Origin of the sequence: Amycolatopsis sp. NPDC047767, from assembly GCF_040704195.1 — a bacterium.
Taxonomy (GTDB): Bacteria; Actinomycetota; Actinomycetes; order Mycobacteriales; family Pseudonocardiaceae; genus Amycolatopsis.
Map to the genome: position 1 here is coordinate 560,645 of NZ_JBEYSJ010000001.1, position 18,703 is coordinate 579,347.

Consider the following 18,703-nt stretch of genomic DNA (forward strand, 5'->3'; position numbering starts at 1 on the left):
CCGGGACCGTAGAAGTGCCGACAACAACGCGACTACCGAACGCATTCATCTCAGCTAACGCCGCCGCATGAAGAAGGCCCCCGCCCCGGAAACCCGGGAACGGGGGCCTTCTCGGCTACAGGCTACGAACCGATCAGCGGAAGTCGCGACCGAAGTCGTAGTCGTCCAGCGGAACAGCGGCACCGGTGCCCGAACCGAACACGTCCGGGGTGTAGTAACCGTCGTCGTAGGACGGGATCGCGTAAGCCGCGACCCGGGCCTCCTCGGTCGGCTGGACCTGGATGTTCCGGTACTTGTTGATGCCGGTACCGGCCGGGATCAGCTTACCGATGATCACGTTCTCCTTGAGGCCCACGAGCTTGTCCGAACGGCCGTTGATGGCCGCGTCGGTCAGGACTCGCGTGGTCTCCTGGAACGAGGCCGCCGACAGCCACGAGTCCGTGGTCAGCGACGCCTTCGTGATGCCCATCAGCACCGGGCGACCCGAAGCCGGCTCGCCACCCTCGGCGACCGCGGCGCGGTTCGTCGCCTCGAACTTCGTCCGCTCGGGCAGCTCGCCCGGCAGGAAGTCCGTGGCACCGGAGTCGATGATCGTCACGCGGCGCAGCATCTGCCGCACGATGACCTCGATGTGCTTGTCGTGGATCGACACACCCTGCGCGCGGTACACCTTCTGGACCTCGTCGGTGAGGTGCATCTGCGCCTCACGCGGGCCCATCACGCGGAGCACCTCGTGCGGGTCGGGCGTGCCCTCGAGCAGCTGCTGCCCGACGTTGACGTGGTCACCGTCGCCCAGCGGGCCGTTCGGGGTGTTGGCGAGCCGCTGCCGCTTGGACAGCTTGTCGAAGACGATCTCCTCCGACCCGTCGTCCGGGATCAGGGTGATCTTCCAGAACCGCTCGCTCTCCTCGATCCGCACGCGGCCGTCGACGTCCGCGATCGGCGCCTTGCCCTTCGGCACGCGAGCCTCGAAGAGCTCCGTGACACGGGGCAGACCGGTCGTGATGTCGTCACCGGCGACACCACCCTGGTGGAACGTACGCATCGTCAGCTGCGTACCCGGCTCACCGATCGACTGGGCGGCGACGATGCCGACGGCCTCGCCGACGTCGACGAGCTGGCCCGTCGCCATCGAGCGGCCGTAGCAGGTCGCGCACACACCGACCGCCGACTCACACGTCAGGACCGAGCGGACCTTGACCTTCGAGATGCCGCTGGAGAGCAGCTTCTCGATGGCCGGGTCGCCCACGTCGTCGCCCGCGTTGAGCACGACGTTGCCCTTGGCGTCCACCGCGTCCGTCGCGAGGTTCCGCGCGTACACGCTGGTCTCCACGTGCTGGTCGCGGATCACCTTGCCGTCGCCGACGTCCTCGCCGACGACCATGGAGATACCGCGCGTGGTGCCGCAGTCGATCTCGCGGACGATGACGTCCTGCGAGACGTCCACCAGACGACGGGTCAGGTAACCCGAGTCGGCGGTACGGAGAGCGGTGTCCGCCAGACCCTTCCGGGCACCGTGCGTCGCGATGAAGTACTCCGCCACCGACAGGCCTTCACGGAAGTTGGCCTTGATCGGACGCGGGATGTACTCACCCTTCGGGTTCGACACCAGGCCACGCATACCGGCCAGCGACCGGACCTGCGTCATGTTGCCCGCCGCACCCGACTTCACGATCATGGCGATCGGGTTGTCGTCCGGCAGCGCCGTCTCCATGATCTTGTGGACCTCTTCGGTGGCCTGCGTCCACACCTTGACGAGCTCGTTGTTGCGCTCGGTGTGGGACAGCTGACCACGCTGGTACCGCTTCTCGACCTGGTCGGCCTTGCCCTCGTACTCGTCGAGAATGGCCTTCTTGCCGACCGGGGTCAGCACGTCCGAGATCGCGACGGTGACACCGGAGCGAGTCGCCCAGTAGAAGCCGGCGTCCTTGAGCTTGTCCAGCGTCTGCGCCACCTGCGTCATCGAGTAACGCTCGGCGAGGTCGTTCACGATCGCGGCCTGACGCTTCTTCGGCATCGGCTCGTTCACGAACGGGTAGTCCGCCGGGAGCAGGTCGTTGAACAGCACGCGGCCCAGGGTCGTCTCGGCCAGCCACATCTTGCCCGGCTCCCAGCCGTTCTCCGCGAGCCGCGCTTCGTCGGCCTTGGCCGGCTGGCGGTCCGTGACGCGGATCTTGATGGGAGCGTGCAGGCTCAGCGCCTTGCGGTCGAACGCCATGATCGCCTCGGCCGGCGAGGAGTAGGCGTTGCCCGCACCCTCGGCCTTCTCGTTGAGGCGGGTCAGGTGGAACAGGCCCGTGACCATGTCCAGACGCGGCATGGCGAGCGGACGGCCCGACGCCGGCGACAGGATGTTGTTCGCCGACAGCATCAGGATCCGGGCCTCGGCCTGCGCCTCGGCCGACAGCGGCAGGTGCACCGCCATCTGGTCACCGTCGAAGTCCGCGTTGAACGCCTCGCAGACCAGCGGGTGCAGCTGGATGGCCTTGCCTTCCACCAGCTGCGGCTCGAAGGCCTGGATGCCGAGGCGGTGCAGGGTCGGCGCGCGGTTCAGCATCACCGGGTGGCCGGTGATGACCTCTTCGAGCACGTCCCACACCTGCGGGCGCGAACGCTCCACCATCCGCTTGGCGGACTTGATGTTCTGAGCGTGGTTCAGGTCGACCAGCCGCTTCATGACGAACGGCTTGAACAGCTCGAGCGCCATGTCCTTCGGCAGACCGCACTGGTGCAGCTTCAGCTGCGGACCGACGATGATGACCGAACGGCCCGAGTAGTCCACGCGCTTGCCGAGCAGGTTCTGGCGGAACCGGCCCTGCTTGCCCTTGAGCAGGTCGGACAGCGACTTCAGCGGCCGGTTGCCCGGGCCGGTGACGGGACGACCGCGGCGGCCGTTGTCGAACAGCGCGTCGACGGCCTCCTGCAGCATCCGCTTCTCGTTGTTGACGATGATCTCGGGCGCGCCGAGGTCGATCAGCCGCTTGAGGCGGTTGTTACGGTTGATCACGCGGCGGTACAGGTCGTTCAGGTCCGACGTGGCGAAGCGGCCACCGTCGAGCTGCACCATCGGGCGCAGGTCCGGCGGGATGACCGGCACGGCGTCGAGCACCATGCCACGCGGGTCGTTGCCGGTCGCCTGGAAGGCGGCCACGACCTTGAGGCGCTTGAGCGCGCGCAGCTTCTTCTGGCCCTTGCCGTTGCGGATGGTGTCGCGCAGGCTGTCGGCCTCCGCGGCGACGTCGAACTCGGTGGCCAGCTTCTGGATGGCCTCCGCGCCCATGCCGCCGGTGAAGTACTCGCCGTAGCGGTCGACCAGCTCGCGGTAGAGCAGCTCGTCGGCGATCAGCTGGCGGGTGTCGAGCTTCGTGAAGGTCGTCCAGACCTCCTCGAGGCGGTCGAGCTCGCGGCCGGCGCGGTCGCGCAGCTGACGCATCTCGCGCTCGCCGCCCTCCTTGACCTTGCGGCGCACGTCGGACTTGGCGCCCTCCGCCTCCAGCTCGGCCAGGTCGGCTTCCAGCTTCTGCGCGCGAGCCTCGATGTCCGCGTCACGCTTGGTCTCGAGGTTCTTGCGCTCGACGCCGATCTCGTTCTCGAGGGTCGGCAGGTCGTTGTGGCGCAGCTCCGTGTTCACGCCCGTGATGACGTAAGCAGCGAAGTAGATGATCTTCTCGAGGTCCTTCGGCGCCAGGTCCAGCAGGTAGCCCAGGCGGGAAGGAACACCCTTGAAGTACCAGATGTGGGTGACCGGCGCGGCCAGCTCGATGTGGCCCATCCGCTCACGACGCACCTTGGCGCGAGTCACCTCGACGCCGCAGCGCTCACAGATGATGCCCTTGAAGCGAACGCGCTTGTACTTGCCGCAGTAGCACTCCCAGTCCCGGGTCGGGCCGAAGATCTTCTCGCAGAAGAGGCCGTCCTTCTCGGGCTTGAGCGTCCGGTAGTTGATGGTCTCCGGCTTCTTGACCTCGCCGTAGGACCACTGACGGATGTCGTCAGCAGTGGCGAGACCAATGCGGAGCTCATCGAAGAAATTGACGTCCAGCACGTCTAAGTCCCCTTGGGGTTGTATCGGCTAGAGGAGTCTTGGTGGCGAGCCGGGGGCCTGCGGGAGGCCGGCCCCCGGCTCAGCACACGATCAGTGAACGACGTCGTCGACGCTGGGCGACTCGTTGCGGGACAGGTTGATGCCGAGGTTGGCCGCGGCGCGCTCGAGGTCCTCGTCGTCGGAGTCGCGCATCTCGATGGCCGCACCGTCGCTGGAGAGCACCTCGACGTTGAGGCACAGCGACTGGAGCTCCTTCAGGAGCACCTTGAACGACTCCGGGATGCCCGGCTCGGGGATGTTCTCCCCCTTGACGATGGCCTCGTACACCTTCACGCGGCCGACCACGTCGTCCGACTTGATCGTGAGCAGCTCCTGCAGCGTGTAGGCAGCGCCGTACGCCTGCATCGCCCAGCACTCCATCTCACCGAAGCGCTGGCCACCGAACTGCGCCTTACCACCCAGCGGCTGCTGCGTGATCATCGAGTACGGGCCGGTGGAGCGGGCGTGGATCTTGTCGTCGACCAGGTGGTGCAGCTTCAGGATGTACATGTAGCCGACCGACACCGGGTACGGGTACGGCTCGCCGGAGCGACCGTCGAACAGCGTGGCCTTGCCGTTCTCCTTGACCATGCGCTCGCCGTCGCGGTTCGGCTTGGTCGAGCCCAGCAGCCCGGTGAGCTCCTCCTCCTTGGCGCCGTCGAACACCGGGGTGGCGGTGTTCGTGTTCGGCGCGACGTCGTAGAGCTCCTCGGACAGGTTCTTCGCCCAGTCCGGGTTGCCTTCGATCGTCCAGCCCTGCGACGCCAGCCAGCCCAGGTGCAGCTCGAGGATCTGGCCGATGTTCATCCGTCGCGGCACACCGTGCGTGTTCAGGATGATGTCGACCGGGGTGCCGTCCTCCATGAACGGCATGTCCTCGGCCGGCAGGATCTTGCCGATGACGCCCTTGTTGCCGTGGCGGCCGGCGAGCTTGTCGCCCGGCTGGATCTTGCGCTTCTGGGCCACGTAGACGCGGACCAGCTCGTTGACGCCCGGGGGCAGCTCGTCGTCGTCCTCGCGCGAGAACACGCGGATGCCGATGACCTTGCCGGTCTCGCCGTGCGGCACCTTCAGCGAGGTGTCGCGGACTTCGCGGGCCTTCTCACCGAAGATCGCGCGGAGCAGGCGCTCTTCCGGCGTCAGCTCGGTCTCGCCCTTCGGCGTGACCTTGCCGACCAGGATGTCGCCGTCGCGGACCTCGGCACCGATGCGGATGATGCCGCGCTCGTCGAGGTCGGCGAGCACCTCCTCGGAGACGTTCGGGATGTCCCGGGTGATCTCCTCGGCGCCCAGCTTGGTGTCGCGGGCGTCGATCTCGTGCTCCTCGATGTGGATCGACGTGAGCACGTCGTCCTGCACCAGGCGCTCGGAGAGGATGATCGCGTCCTCGTAGTTGTGGCCCTCCCACGGCATGACCGCCACGAGCAGGTTCTTGCCCAGCGCCATCTCACCGTTCTCGGTGGACGGGCCGTCGGCGATGACCTGGCCCTTCTCGACGCGGTCACCCTCGTCGACGATCGGGCGGTGGTTGAAGCACGTGCCGTGGTTGGAGCGGCGGAACTTGTACAGTCCGTAGCTCTTCCGCGTGCCGTCGTCGTGCATGATCGTGATGATGTCCGCGGACAGCTCCTCGACCACGCCGGCCTGCTCGGCCACGAGGACGTCACCGGCGTCGACCGCGGCGCGCAGCTCCACACCCGTGCCCACGTACGGGGCCTGGTTGCGCAGCAGCGGCACGGCCTGGCGCTGCATGTTCGCGCCCATCAGCGCGCGGTTCGCGTCGTCGTGCTCCAGGAACGGGATCATCGCGGTGGCGACGGAGACCATCTGCCGCGGCGACACGTCCATGTAGTCGATCTCGAGCGGGTCGATCAGCTCGACCTCGCCGCCCTTGCGGCGACCCAGGACCTTGTTCTCGACGAAGTGGCCGTCGTCGGTGATCGGCGCGTTGGCCTGCGCCTTGACGAAGCGGTCTTCCTCGTCGGCCGTGAGGTAGTCGACCTGGTCGGTGACCTGGCCCTCGACGACCTTGCGGTACGGGGTCTCGATGAAGCCGAACGGGTTGACCCGCGCGTAGGAGCAGAGCGAACCGATCAGGCCGATGTTCGGGCCTTCCGGCGTCTCGATCGGGCACATGCGGCCGTAGTGCGACGGGTGGACGTCGCGGACCTCCATGCCGGCGCGCTCACGGGACAGACCACCGGGGCCCAGCGCCGAGAGGCGGCGCTTGTGGGTCAGGCCCGACAGCGGGTTGTTCTGGTCCATGAACTGCGACAGCTGCGAGGTACCGAAGAACTCCTTGATCGCCGCGCCGATCGGGCGGATGTTGATCAGGGTCTGCGGCGTGATCGCCTCGACGTCCTGCGTGGTCATGCGCTCGCGCACGACGCGCTCGGTGCGGGAGAGACCGACCCGGATCTGGTTCTGGATCAGCTCACCCACCGTGCGCAGGCGGCGGTTGCCGAAGTGGTCGATGTCGTCGGTCTCGACCGGCACCTCGACGTTCGACACGCTCGTCATCTTGTCCTCGCCGGCGTGGAGCCGGACCAGGTACTCGATGGCCGAGACGATGTCCTCTTCGGTCAGCGTGCCGGTGTCGTACGGGGTGTCGAGACCGAGCTTCTTGTTGACCTTGTAGCGGCCGACCTTGGCCAGGTCGTAGCGCTTCGGCTTGAAGAACAGGTTCTCCAGCAGCGTCTGCGCGCTCTCCTTCGTGGGCGGCTCGCCCGGACGGAGCTTGCGGTAGATGTCGAGCAGCGCCTCGTCGGTGCCGGCGGTGTGGTCCTTCTCGAGGGTCGCCAGCAGCGTCTCCGAGAAGGAGAAGCGCTCGCGGATCGCCTCGGTGGTCCAGCCCAGCGCCTTCAGCAGCACGGTGACCGGCTGGCGGCGCTTGCGGTCGATGCGCACGCCGACGGTGTCGCGCTTGTCGACGTCGAACTCGAGCCACGCACCGCGGCTCGGGATGACGCGCACGCTGAAGACGTCCTTGTCGGTCGTCTTGTCGACACTGCTGTCGAAGTACACGCCCGGAGAACGCACGAGCTGGGACACGACGACCCGCTCCGTGCCGTTGATGATGAAGGTGCCCTTGTCCGTCATCACCGGGAAGTCGCCGAGGAAGACCGTCTGGCTCTTGATCTCACCGGTGTTGTTGTTGACGAACTCCGCCGTGACGAACAGCGGGGCCGCGTAGGTCATGTCCTTGTCCTTGCACTCCTCGATCGAGGCCTTGACCTCGTCGAAGCGCGGGGCGGAGAAGGACAGCGACATGGAACCGGAGAAGTCCTCGATCGGGGAGATCTCGTTGAGGACCTCCTCCAGGCCGCCGACCGGGTTCTCGTCACCTTCGTTGACGCGGCGCTCGAACCACGCCTCGTCGCCGGTGAACCACTGGAACGACTGGAGCTGCACGTCCAGCAGGTTGGGGGTGTTAAGGGGCTCGCGAATCTTTGCGAAGGAGACCCGCTTGGGCGCGCCGGGGATACCCGTGGACTCCGAGCGGGATACAGCCGAGGTGGTCGCAGCAGTGGCCTGGTTCGCGGGAGAGACTGCCAAGATGCGTCCTTCCGGGGACAATGAGCGGTGAGCAGCCGTTATGGCAACAGGTGCCGTCGCGACTGTCAGGGGTGCCGTGTGCCCACTACTCTAACTACCGGCTCCGGGCAGCCTGAAAGAGGGCAGCGCAAAGAGGCAGTCTAGCTTGAACGACGCGGTCTGTCCAGGGGGCGCTCCCGATGGGGCCCAGCCTGCCTCGCGGCGTTGTAGCAATGCCTCCGACCCGCCCGGGTTCTGCGTCCCTCCCGCAAGGTTCGCGCTCCCGGCCGTGACCGTTGGCAGTAAGCCTGAACCCACGACGCCTTCGAGTCAAGATGCCACTCGGGGGTCCGACCGGTTGGCGCAGCGTCGACCGGGGCATGCGGAGGGTGACAAGCGGGATGATCATCCCGGTTACCCGCCGGTACCTGCGGAATCGCGGCCGCGGGGTCGGTCGAGGCGGGGTTCAAACGGTGTTCTGCGTCACGAACAGGGGTCGCGGGGTGAGTGGTCCTGTCGGCCCACGGGCGTGGTGTGGCGGGCGGCTGAGGGGTTGTCGGCGCGCTGCTCGCGGCGGATCGAGGGGCTGGTTCGTGACCCGGGAGCCGGATGCGGCGGTACGTCCGGGCAGACAAATCCGGCATCGGCACGATTGCGCGTCCACCCGGCGAGATTGTCCGGGTTTCGTGAATTCCCCACCGCTAAAATCGGATCCGATCCTGGTCGCCGGCCCACGACGGAGTGCTCATGCTCGGGAACGAGACCGCTCGCCGCTCCACCGTGATTCTCGCCGTCGCCCTGGCCGCACTCACCGTCGGAGGCACTCAGGCCATGGCCGCATCCGAAAAGACCGCCACAGACACCAAGGACAGCACGGGCCACGCGTTCGGCCGGCTCGGGCCGCTCACGGACCTCGTGGTCGAGCGCCTGCGGGTGAGCGATCGTGTGGCGGCGTCGAAGTTCGGCACCGGCAAGCCCATCGACGACCCGGCGCGCGAGGAGCAGGAGCTCGCCGCGGTGCGCACCCGGGCGTTCGCACTGGGGCTGGACCCCGAGCGCACGGCCGCGTTCTTCTCCGACCAGATCACCGCCAGCAAGGTCGTGCAGCGCGGGCTGTTCGACCGCTGGACCGCGCACCCCGGGCAGGCGCCCACCACGCGCCCGGACCTCACGGAGATCCGCGCCGAGCTGGACGAGCTGACGACGTCGCTGCTGACCGAGCTGGTGGCCACGAACGACGTCCGCGAGCCCGGCTCCCCGCGCCGCGTGGACGTGCTCGAGGCGCAGATCTCGGCCGACGTCGTCGACCACCTCGACGAGCTGCACTGCACGGCACTGCGCACGGCCCTGCAGTCGCTCTGCTGAGGCTCTCCGGACACCGTCGGAAAGCAAGAAGGCCCGGCACCCGCTCAAGCGGGCACCGGGCCTTCTGCGATCCTTACTTCGACGGCGGCGGCGAGGCCGGCGCCGAGGAAGCGGGCGCCTTGGCCGCGGGCGGCGCCGGGGCCTTGTACGTGTCGAGGTCGGTGATCTTCCACGTGTCGCCCTGCAGCTGGGCGTCGACGTGCAGCTGGGCCGAGCCGGCGGTGGTCTGCTTGGTGTCGGTGCGCGTGGAGGTCTGGTCGACGAACACCATCACGCGGGCGAGGTCCCCGTTGAGCATGATCACCGCGCTGCGCGTGACCTTGCAGGTCACCACCATCTTCTGCTGCGGTGCGAGGCGCTTCACCTCGCCCATGAGCGAGTTGTACTTGGCCTTGACGTCGTCGTTGGCCAGCAGGCTGTTGGCCGCGTCCTCGGTCTTCTTGATGTTGTTGAAGTCGTAGGAGAACAGGGTCTCGGTCGCCTTCGAGACCTGGTCCTTGACCTGCGCGGTCTTCGCGACGTCGAGCAGGGCGGCGTTGCTCGTGGAGTCGGAGACGTCGTCGAACTTCAGCTTGAAGAACACCGCGCCCCCGGCGAACACCAGGCCCACCACGAGCAGCACCACGACCAGTGCGACCGAGCGGTCCTCGCGCGGCTGCAGCTTCGCCCACGGCGGCGGCGTGGCCGGAGCGCCGGCGGCCTCCTGCTCGGCCTCGTCACGGTCCACGGGCTTCGCGCGGCCCGCGTCGCGGCGCTTCCGGCGGGGAGCGGCGTGGGCCGGCCCTTCTGGCTTCCCGGGAGCTTCCGTCTTCTCGGGAGCTTCGGTTTCCACGGCCTCGCCGGTGAGGGCGTCGACCTCCGCCTCGTCCTCGACCGGGGCCGAGGTGTCCTCGGTCGCCAGCCCGCGGGACCGCGAGATCCCCGCGCTCTTCGGGAACCGGATCTCCTGCGTGACTTCGGACGGGTCCGCGCTGGTCAGCGGGCCGGGCCGCGGCACCGGACGCGGGCGCGGCTTGGCCGGGGCCGGGGTCGCGGGGGGAGTCGGCCGCTCGTCGGTGGACGCGGGTGCGCCGTCCGCGCTCGACGGCTTGCGCAGCCCGGCGACCCTCGGCCGGCGGGCCGGCGGGGTGCTGCTGCGGGGCGGCTGGCGGCGGGAGGGGGGCACTGGGAGAACTCCGTTCTGCGGTGAAACTACTGTCCGGAGGCGACGAGGGGGACGCTGTCGATGCCGGACAGCTTCCACTCGCTCCCGACGCGGGTCATCGAGGCCTCCAAGCGCAGCGCCTTCGAACTGGTCTGGCCGCCCGCGCTGTTCGTCGTGGTGATCGCGGCCAGGAAGCTCGCCTTGCCCTCGTGGTCGTCGAGCTCCTCGACGGCGATGTCCTGCACCGTCGCGGTGACCTTCACCTTCGAGTCGGTCAGCGCCTTCGAGTACGTCGCCCGGCCCGCGTCGATCTGCTGGGCCATGTTGGTGTCCGACACGGCCTTCTGGTGGTCGAAGTACTCGTTGAGGTTGGTGTAGTCCACGGTGGTGTAGGCCTCTACCGCCGCGGCGCCCGCCTTCACGACGTCGTCGCGGGACTTCGCGAGGTCGGCGTTCTCGCCCGTGCCCGCGACCCACCACATGATCCCGAAGACCACGGCGACCACGAAGGCGGCGAGCGCGAAGGCCCCGGCGCCGAAGAGCCACACGCGCGGCGAGCCCGGCAGGGACCGCTTGGCCGGCGAGGCGGCCGCGTGCGACGTGGTCTCCGAAGCGGAAGCCGAGGCTTCCGGCGGCGACGAGGTCACCCCTTCCTCGGCGGCGGCCTGTTCGGAACTCATATCACTCCAGGGTAGGTAACGGTCGTCAAATACCGGTCAGGACGCTCAGCCGGCGAGGCCGAGCAGCGCTCCCAGGCTGTTCAACGAGACACCCGGGCTTCCGGCTACGCCCGGCACGGCGGCGTCGCGCATGTCCTGCAGCTCCTGGGCCGGACGGCCCGCGTTGGCGTCCACGTCCGCCTGCGACGGCGCGACCGGGGCCCCGCCGTACGGCGCGTTCTGCGAGCCGCGGACGTTGATCGGGCTGCCCTTGGGCTCGGCACAGTACACGTTGTCGTCGGCCGGCCGCGGTGACGTGTCGGCGCCCGTGCGGTACTGGCTGTAGGGCAGGTAGCCCTTCGTGCAGGCCGGCGGGTTGAACAGGTTGAGCACGAGCCCGAGGTGGGCGGTGCCGTCGCCCGGCGCCACGCTGGACGCCGCGCCGGCCAGCGCCGGGTAGGTCACCAGGCCCTGTTCGATGCCGTCCAGCCGCGTCACGGTGACGTTGGCCGTGGTCAGCAGGTTCGCCGTCAGCGCGCCCAGGCCCGGCCCGGTCTCGTTGACGACCTGGTTGATCTGGGCCGCGACCTGCGGTGTGACGCCGATGAGCTTGCGCAGGTCACCGTCGGAGTTCTTCAGCGTGCCCGTGAGCTCGTTGAGGTTCTTGGAGAAGTCCGCGAAGTTCGACGCTTCGTGGTTCTGCGTGTCCAGCGCCTGGCCGCCGGCGTCGAGCAGCTGCACCGTCTGCGGCAGGTACTGCTGGGCCGTGGCCGTGAAGCTCTGCGCGGTGTCGAGCAATTGCTGCAGGTCGCCGCCAGTGCCGCGGAACGCGTCGTAGGACTCGTCCACGACGGTGCGCAGCGAGTCGGTGGGCACGGAGGCCGCCAGCGAGTCGAGGTCCGACAGCAGCCGGTCGGTGCTGACCGGCACCGTCGTCTTCGACGCCGGGATCACCGAGCCCCCCGCGAGGTATGGGCCCTTGTCGTTCTTCGGCCGCAGGTCCACGTACTGCTCACCCACGGCCGAGCGGTTGGCGACCACGGCGTCGAGGTCCGCGGGCACCTGCGGCGCCGACGGGTCGATGTTGAGGTCGGCCTCCAGGCCGGTCTGCGTGAGCCGCAGCTGGCCGACGCGCCCGATGTTGAAGCCACGGTAGGTCACCTCGGCGTTGGTGAAGATGCCGCCCGACTCGTTGAGCTGCAGCTTCACCGTGTAACCGCTGTCGCCGAACACCGAGCCGAGGCCGGCGAAGCGGACCAGGGCGTAGACGAGCGCCACGATCGAGATGATCGCGAAGGCCACGAGCTGGATCTTCGTCTTGCGCAGCAACATCAGCCCGCACCTCCCGAGAGGATCCCGAAGAGCCCGGACAGCCCGCCCTGCGACGGCTGCCCGCCACCCTGGCCGCCGGTCGAGTTCGGCTGCTTCGAACCGGAGCCCGAACCCGACTGGTCGGGGAACGACAGCGGCGGCGGCTGGTCGGCGGGCGTGCCGCTCACCCCGCCGGTCAGGCCCGGCACCGGCAGCAGGTTCGACAGCGGGTTGTCCCGGCTGCGGCCCAGGTTGTCGATGATGTCCTTGAGGTTCAGGTCGACCTTCGCGAAGAGGTTGAAGTAGTCGCCCTTCACGTCGTCGTAGGCCTGGTCGGTGAACGGGAAGGTCAGCAGGATCTGCAGCGCCTGCGGCAGGTCGTTGCCGGCCTCGCCGAGCTTCTGCAGCGTCGGCGTGAGGGCCTTGAGGTCGGCCACGAGGTCCGCCTTGCTCTTGTTCACGGTGTCGGTCGCGACGCCGGAGAGGTTGTTCAGCGCGTTGAGCATGGTCACGAGCTGGCCGCGCTGCTGCTCCAGCACGCCGATGCCAGGCCCGAGGTTGTCGACGGCGCCCACCAGCTTGTCCTTCTGGTCCTTGAGCGTCATCGACAGCCGGTCGAGCCCGTCGAGCGCGCGGGTGATGTTGCGCGACTGCTCGTCGAGGTTCGTCACGAGCTCGTTGGCGTTGTCCAGCAGCGCCTTGATGTCGGGCTCCTTGCCCGCCGTCGCGTTGTTGAGCTCCTTGGTGATGGTGTTGAGCTGGTCGACCCCGCCACCGTTGAGCAGCAGCGACAGCGCGCCGAGCACCTCTTCGACCTCGACGTCGCGGCCGGTGCGCGCGAGCGGGATCGTGGCGTTGTTCGCGAGCGTGCCCTGCGCCTGGCCGTCGCCGGGCGAGGAGAGCTCCACGTACTTCTCGCCGAGCAGGCTCGACTGCTTCACGTTGGCCAGCGCGTTGGCCGGCAGCTTCACGTCGCCGTTGATCTCCACGGTGACCTCGGCGTGCCAGCCGTCGGGGGTGAGGCCGACGGACTCGACCTGGCCGACCGGCACCTCGTTGACCTTCACGCCGGCCTGCGGCACGAGGTCGAGCACGTCCTGGAACTGCACTTTCACCTTGTACGGGTGGCTGCCGAGGTCGGCACCGCCGGGCAGCGGCACGTCGTAGATGCCGGTGAACCCGCAGCCCGACAGCACCAGCGCGGACACCGTGGTGACCACGCCGGCGGCGGCGAACCTCTGGAGGCGCTTCATGCTCAGCTCCCCGTCCCGTAGACCTGGCCCGCGAGCGGGAGCGGCAGTGGCGGAAGCTTGCCGTTCTGCAGTGACTGCACCACCTGCGCGGTGGACGGCAGCGGCACGAGGCCGTCGACCACGCCGGCGATCGAGCTGCACGTGTTGCCGAGCAGCTTGAGCGCGTCGGGCGTCTGCTTGAGCAGGTTGCACACCATCACCAGTGGCGGCTGCGTGAGCTCGTTGAGGTTCGGCCGCGCGTCGAGCGTGCCGGAGGAGCCGTTGTAGACGTTGACGAGGTTCGACAGCGCCACCGGCGCCACGTCGAGGATCTCCGACAGCGCGCTGCGCTGGTCCACGAGCACCTTGGTGACACTGGCCAGCTTGTCCACATTGGACTTGAGCCGGCCGCGGTTCTGCTCGATGAAGCCCTGCACCGACTGCAGCGTGGTGCTCAGCTGCTGCACGGTGGCGGCGAGGTCGTCCTTCTCCCCCGCCAGGTACCCGCTCACGTCGGCGAGCTGGCTCTCGAACTGGCGCACCTGGCTGTCGCTGTTGACCAGCGTCTGCGAGAACTGGCCGAGGTTCTGCACGGTCTGGAACAGGTCGTCCTTGTTGCCGGCGAGCGTGCCGGACGCCTGGCCGAGCTTGGCGATCGTGTCGTGCAGGGCCTGGCCGTTGCCGTCCACGTTCTTGGCGACGGTGTTGAGCAGGTCCGAGAGCGAGCCGTTCTTGTTGGCGCCGTTGGGGCCGAGGGTTTCGCTCACCTTCGCGAGGCTCGCCGCGAGCTGGTCGACCTCGAGCGGCACCTCGGTGCGGTTGAGCGGGATCACGGCGCCGTCGGAGATCTTCGGGCCGCCGGTGTACGCGGGCGCGAGCTGGATGTAGCGGTCGCTGACCAGCGACGGCGCGACGATCAGTGCCTTCGCGTCGGCGGGCACGGGCACCGAGCGGTCGTACTCGAAGTCCACGCGCACCTGGTTGCCCATCGGCTGGACCTTGGTGACCGTGCCGAGGTCGACGCCGAGCATCCGCACGCTGTTGCCCTCGTAGAGGCCGACGGCGCCGGAGAAGTACGCGGTGAGGTGGTTGCGCCCCGCGTCCTTGAGCGTCCACCAGATGCCGCCCGCGACCACGAGGGCCAGCACGACGGCGATGGACGCGCCGCGCAGGAGCGACTGGCCGAACCGGGTGTCACTCATTTCGTGTAGCACCCCTCTTGGTTGAGCGGGCCGACCGACGGCGCCACCAGGCCGCAGATGTAGTTGTCGAACCAGTGCCCGGTGCCGATGGTGTTCGTGAACACGCGCACGAACGGGGCGAACTTGGCGATGCCCTGCGCGAGCGAGTCCTGGTTGCGCTGCAGCATCGACGTGAGCTGATCCAGCTGCGTGAGCACGGGGTCGAGCTGCTTGTCGTTGTCGTCGACGAGGCCCTGCAGCTGCGTGGCGAGCTCCTGGGAGCCCTGGAGCAGCGCGGTGATGGCCTGCTCGCGCTTGGAGATCTCGTCGAGCAGCTGGTTGCCGTCGGTGATCAGCTTCTGCACCTCGGCGTCGCGGTCGACCAGCGTCTGCGACACCTCGCGGGTGTTGGCCAGCAGGTTCGACAGCTGCGCGTCGCGCGAGGCGATGGTGTCCGACAGTTTCGACAGGCCCGAGAGCGCGCCCTTCACGTCCTCGGGCGTGTTGGCGAACGTCTGCGTGATGGTGTCGAAGCTTTTCGCGAGCTGGTCGGTGTTGATGTCGTCAACGGTCTGGGACAGGCCGCGGAACGCGTCGAGCACGTCGTAGGGCGACATCGTGCGGTCGCGCGGGATCGGCTGGCCCGGGTTGAGCGTGCCGGTGCCCTGCGGGTCCAGCGAAAGGTACTTCTGACCCAGGAGCGTCTTGATCTTGATCGCGGCCGAGGTCTTGTCGCCGAGCCAGGCGTCCTTGACCTTGAACGACACCTTGACGCTGGCGCCGTCGAGCTTGATCTCGGAGACCTTGCCGACCTTCACGCCGGCGATGCGCACGTCGTTGTCGGTCGTGAGCCCCGCGGCCTCGGAGAACTCGGCGCTGTAGGTCGTGCCGCCGCCGATCACCGGCAGGTCGTCGGAGTTGAGCGCGGCGATGAAGCCGAGCACGAGCACCGCGAGCCCGACCAGCGCGATCGGGACGGGGTTGCGCTTCTGGAAGGACTTCATCCGCTGCACCTCTCCCGGTTGGACGGCAGCAGCGGCACGTCGATCGGCTGGTTGACCAGCGGCGGCAGGGCGACGCTGCCCTTGACCTCGCAGGCGTAGAAGTTGAACCAGGAGCCGTAGTCGGCGGTGCGGGTCAGCGCGCTCACCTTCGTCGGCAGGAACTGGATGAAGTGCTCCAGCGTGGGCTCGTTCTTGTTGAGCTTGCCCGCGAGGTCGCCGAGCGCGCCGATGTCGTCCTTCAACGGCTGGCGCGCGTCGCCGAGCAGGCCGGCGGTGGTCTGGGCCAGGGTGCCGAGGCTGTCGATCGCGTCGCCGATGGGCTTGCGGTCGGCGGCCAGGCCGGACACCAGCTGCTGCAGCTTCACGATCAGGTCGCTCAGCTGCGGCGTGTGCGCGTTGACCGTGTCGAGCACCGAGTTCAGGTTGTCGATGACCTCGCCGATCACCTTGTCCTTGTCGGCGATCGTGGTGGCCAGCGACGCCGTGTGCGACAGCAGGCTTTCGACGGTGCCGCCCTCGCCCTGCAGGACCTGGATGACCTCGTAGGAGAGCTTGTTGACGTCGTCGGGGTTCAGCGCGGTGAACAGCGGCTTGAACCCGTTGAACAGCTCGGTGAGGTCCAGGGCGGGGGTGGTGCGTTCGAGCGGGATGGTGCCGCCCGGCGCCAGCGTCTTGCCGGAGGTGTCGCTGCCCTCGCCGAGCGAGAGGTATCGCTGGCCGACGAGGTTGCGGAACTTGATCTGCGCGGTGACACCGGCCGGCAGCTGCCGCCCTGCGTCGACGGTGAAGTCGACCTGCGCCTGGCGCTTGTCGACGATCTTCACGTCCTTCACCGTGCCCACGCGGACGCCGGCGATGCGGACGTCGTCGCCGTTGAGCAGCAGCGTCGCGTCGGTGAAGCGCGCCGAATAGTCCAAGGTGCTGGTGGTGTTGATGTTCGCGATGCTGATGCCGAGCACTGCGGTGAACAGCACGGTGATCACCACGAAGATCGACAGCTTGATCAGCGGTGCGGCCAGTCCCCTCACTTCACCGTCACCTCCGCACCCCGGTAGAGCGGGCCGACGAGCAGCGAGCCCCAGCCCGGGAAGTCACCTTGGGACATCCCGACTTCCGGCCCCACGAGCTGGCCGAGGAAGTCGTTCTCCGCGCCGGAGTACGCCGGGTCGCCACCACCCGTGCCGCCGCCGAGGCCCGCAGCGTCGGCGAGGAGGTTGCCCGGGTTGAGGCCGGTGCTGTGGGAGTTCGGCGCGTTCGTGTGGCTGGTGCCGTCCTTGAACGCGCCGTCCGGCGGCTCCTGCGGGAACGGGTTCGGCAGGTTCTTCAGGTCGTAGCAGCGCGGGCCGCGCTTGTCCTCGAACCGCGGCTCGTCCTGACCCGCCTTGTAGGGACCGCGGTTCACGACCACCTCGATCGTCGCGTGCAGGCCGGGCTGTTTGGTGCCCTTGCCGAGGGCCTTGTCGACGACCGGCACGAGCTTCGCCATCTGCCCGATCACGCACGGGTACTCCGGCGCGTACTTGGCGAGCAGCTCAGCTGTGGGCCGTGCGGTGTCGGCGAGGCTGATGATGTTCTGGGAGTTGGCTTCCAGGAACGACTGCAGGTTCTGCGAAGCCGTGGTCAGGTTGCCGTAGAGGCTGGCCAGGTTCTGCTGCTCGTCCACCACGGTGCGGGTGGTCGTGCTCAGGTTGTCGAGGCTCTGCACCAGATCCGGCGCCGACGCGCTCAGGTTGTCGGAGAAGTCCGCCAGGGCCTTGAGGTTGTGCTGCAGCTGCGGCTCGTGCGGGTTGAGCTTGCCGATGTAGTCGCCCAGCTGCGAGAGCGTCTCGCCGAGCGGCTTGCCGCGGCCCTGCAGCGCGGTGGAGATCGCGGTGAGCGTGCTGGAGAGCTTCTGCGGCTGCACCGCCTGCAGCACCGGGAGCAGGTGCTGCAGCGCCTGCTCCAGCTCGATCGCGCCCGACGTGCGGTCCTGCGGGATCACGTCGCCGTCGGTGAGCGTCTTGGCGGACGGGTTCTTCGGGATCTCGAGCGAGACGTAGCGCTCGCCGAAGAGCGTCTTGGGCAGAAAGCGCGCCGAGACGTTCTCCGGGATCAGCTTCACGTAGTCCGGCTGCAGGTCGAGCGTGAGCTCGGCCCCGTCGGTGGTGGCCGCGATGGTCTTGACCGACCCCACGATCAGGCCGCGCACCTTCACGTCCGACTGCTCCAGCAGCTGGTTGCCGATGCTGTCGGCCTCGAGCTTCACCGTCACGAACTTGGTGAACGCCTTGTTGTACAAGGCGATGCTCAGGGCCACACCTCCCACGAGCAGCGCCACGAGCAGCAGGCCCAGAAGCCTGCGCCGCAGTGTGATCATCCCGCAATCCTCACCGTGACGTCGGTCCCCCAGATGGCGAAACCGATGAAGAAGTTCACGATCGAAACCGTGACGATGGAAAGGCGCACCGCGCGGCCCACGGCCACGCCGACGCCGGCCGGCCCACCGGAGGCGCGGTAGCCGAAGTAGCAGTGCGAAAGAATGATCAAGACGCTGAAGATCAGCACCTTGATGAACGAGTACAGAACGTCTTGCGGTGGTAGGAAAAGGTCGAAGTAGTGGTCGTAGGTACCCGCTGACTGGCCGTAGATGTAGATGACCACCAGCCGCGACGCGAGGTAGGAGCTCAGCAGGCCGATGATGTAGAGCGGGATCACGGCCACGAACCCGGCGATGATCCGCGTGGTCACCAGGTACGGCAGGCTCGGCACGCCCATGACTTCCAGCGCGTCGATCTCCTCGGAGATCCGCATGGCACCCAGCTGCGCGGTGAAGCCGGCGCCGACCGTGGCCGACAGGGCCAGGCCCGCGACGAGCGGCGCGATCTCGCGGGTGTTGAAGAACGCGGTGAGGAAGCCGGTGAACGCCGAGGTGCCGATGGAGTTCAGGGCCGAGTAGCCCTGCAGGCCCACGAGGACACCGGTGAAGAGCGTGAGGCCGACCATCACGCCGACCGTGCCGCCGATGACCGCGAGCGAGCCGGAGCCGAAGCTCACCTCGGCGAGCAGCCGCAGGACTTCCTTCATGTAGCGGCGCAGCGTGCGTGGCGTCCACAGCAGCGCGCGGCCGTAGAAGGACATCTGGTCGCCCAGGGTGTCCAGGGTCTCCAGCGGACGGTGGGCGACGCGCTTCGCACCCGAGATGAACGTCAT

At 68.1% G+C, this 18,703-nt stretch carries 12 protein-coding genes; 1 reads left to right on the plus strand and 11 read right to left on the minus strand.

Going from position 1 to position 18,703, the window contains the following annotated elements:
- Nucleotides 1-133: 133 nt before the first annotated feature.
- Together AB0878_RS02810 and AB0878_RS02815 are read right to left on the minus strand one after the other, a co-directional pair.
- Nucleotides 134-4,045, minus strand: coding sequence for a DNA-directed RNA polymerase subunit beta' (locus tag AB0878_RS02810; protein WP_366575815.1), 3,912 nt, complete (start codon nucleotides 4,043-4,045; stop codon nucleotides 134-136).
- Between the two features lie 90 nt (nucleotides 4,046-4,135).
- Nucleotides 4,136-7,639 (minus strand): DNA-directed RNA polymerase subunit beta, encoded by a 3,504-nt coding sequence (locus AB0878_RS02815; RefSeq protein ID WP_366575817.1) that lies wholly within the window; start codon nucleotides 7,637-7,639, stop codon nucleotides 4,136-4,138.
- A 726-nt stretch (nucleotides 7,640-8,365) separates the two neighbouring features.
- On the opposite strand from AB0878_RS02815, the gene aroQ reads away from it, so the two are divergent.
- Nucleotides 8,366-8,983 carry a gamma subclass chorismate mutase AroQ gene (gene aroQ, locus AB0878_RS02820; protein WP_366575819.1) on the plus strand — a complete coding sequence of 206 codons (618 nt, stop codon included), beginning with the start codon at nucleotides 8,366-8,368 and terminating at the stop codon, nucleotides 8,981-8,983.
- A 73-nt stretch (nucleotides 8,984-9,056) separates the two neighbouring features.
- Here the strand turns inward: aroQ and AB0878_RS02825 are convergent, their stop codons facing one another.
- The 9 genes from AB0878_RS02825 to AB0878_RS02865 are packed head-to-tail and all read right to left on the minus strand — an operon-like array spanning nucleotide 9,057 to nucleotide 18,703.
- Nucleotides 9,057-10,148 (minus strand): hypothetical protein, encoded by a 1,092-nt coding sequence (locus tag AB0878_RS02825; protein ID WP_366575821.1) that lies wholly within the window; start codon nucleotides 10,146-10,148, stop codon nucleotides 9,057-9,059.
- Between the two features lie 26 nt (nucleotides 10,149-10,174).
- On the minus strand, nucleotides 10,175-10,807 hold the full coding sequence (locus tag AB0878_RS02830) for a hypothetical protein (protein ID WP_366575823.1): 633 nt from the start codon (nucleotides 10,805-10,807) through the stop codon (nucleotides 10,175-10,177).
- Between the two features lie 45 nt (nucleotides 10,808-10,852).
- Nucleotides 10,853-12,118: an MlaD family protein gene (locus AB0878_RS02835; protein WP_366575825.1), complete on the minus strand. Its 1,266-nt coding sequence runs from the start codon at nucleotides 12,116-12,118 to the stop codon at nucleotides 10,853-10,855.
- Nucleotides 12,118-13,350 carry an MCE family protein gene (locus AB0878_RS02840; RefSeq protein WP_366575827.1) on the minus strand — a complete coding sequence of 411 codons (1,233 nt, stop codon included), beginning with the start codon at nucleotides 13,348-13,350 and terminating at the stop codon, nucleotides 12,118-12,120. The genes AB0878_RS02835 and AB0878_RS02840 overlap by 1 nt, the downstream gene beginning before the upstream one ends.
- Nucleotides 13,351-13,352: 2 nt before the next feature.
- The gene (locus tag AB0878_RS02845; protein WP_366575829.1) at nucleotides 13,353-14,531 is read right to left on the minus strand and encodes an MCE family protein; all 1,179 of its coding nucleotides are present in this window, start codon (nucleotides 14,529-14,531) and stop codon (nucleotides 13,353-13,355) included.
- Nucleotides 14,528-15,514: an MCE family protein gene (locus AB0878_RS02850; RefSeq protein ID WP_366575831.1), complete on the minus strand. Its 987-nt coding sequence runs from the start codon at nucleotides 15,512-15,514 to the stop codon at nucleotides 14,528-14,530. Before AB0878_RS02850 ends, AB0878_RS02845 begins: the two co-directional genes overlap by 4 nt.
- The gene (locus tag AB0878_RS02855; RefSeq protein ID WP_366575832.1) at nucleotides 15,511-16,542 is read right to left on the minus strand and encodes an MCE family protein; all 1,032 of its coding nucleotides are present in this window, start codon (nucleotides 16,540-16,542) and stop codon (nucleotides 15,511-15,513) included. The genes AB0878_RS02850 and AB0878_RS02855 overlap by 4 nt, the downstream gene beginning before the upstream one ends.
- Nucleotides 16,539-17,870, minus strand: a complete 1,332-nt coding sequence (locus AB0878_RS02860; protein ID WP_366575833.1) for an MCE family protein — start codon at nucleotides 17,868-17,870, stop codon at nucleotides 16,539-16,541. The genes AB0878_RS02855 and AB0878_RS02860 overlap by 4 nt, the downstream gene beginning before the upstream one ends.
- Nucleotides 17,867-18,703: an ABC transporter permease gene (locus AB0878_RS02865; RefSeq protein WP_360597583.1), complete on the minus strand. Its 837-nt coding sequence runs from the start codon at nucleotides 18,701-18,703 to the stop codon at nucleotides 17,867-17,869. Before AB0878_RS02865 ends, AB0878_RS02860 begins: the two co-directional genes overlap by 4 nt.

Excerpts from the sequence above, each read along its gene's own strand:
- aroQ (WP_366575819.1), top strand. The coding sequence starts at position 8,366 with ATGCTCGGGAACGAGACCGCTCGCCGCTCCACCGTGATTCTCGCCGTC.
- AB0878_RS02830 (WP_366575823.1), bottom strand. The coding sequence starts at position 10,807 with ATGAGTTCCGAACAGGCCGCCGCCGAGGAAGGGGTGACCTCGTCGCCG.
- AB0878_RS02835 (WP_366575825.1), bottom strand. The coding sequence starts at position 12,118 with ATGTTGCTGCGCAAGACGAAGATCCAGCTCGTGGCCTTCGCGATCATC.
- AB0878_RS02840 (WP_366575827.1), bottom strand. The coding sequence starts at position 13,350 with ATGAAGCGCCTCCAGAGGTTCGCCGCCGCCGGCGTGGTCACCACGGTG.
- AB0878_RS02845 (WP_366575829.1), bottom strand. The coding sequence starts at position 14,531 with ATGAGTGACACCCGGTTCGGCCAGTCGCTCCTGCGCGGCGCGTCCATC.
- AB0878_RS02850 (WP_366575831.1), bottom strand. The coding sequence starts at position 15,514 with ATGAAGTCCTTCCAGAAGCGCAACCCCGTCCCGATCGCGCTGGTCGGG.
- AB0878_RS02860 (WP_366575833.1), bottom strand. The coding sequence starts at position 17,870 with ATGATCACACTGCGGCGCAGGCTTCTGGGCCTGCTGCTCGTGGCGCTG.
- AB0878_RS02865 (WP_360597583.1), bottom strand. The coding sequence starts at position 18,703 with ATGACGTTCATCTCGGGTGCGAAGCGCGTCGCCCACCGTCCGCTGGAG.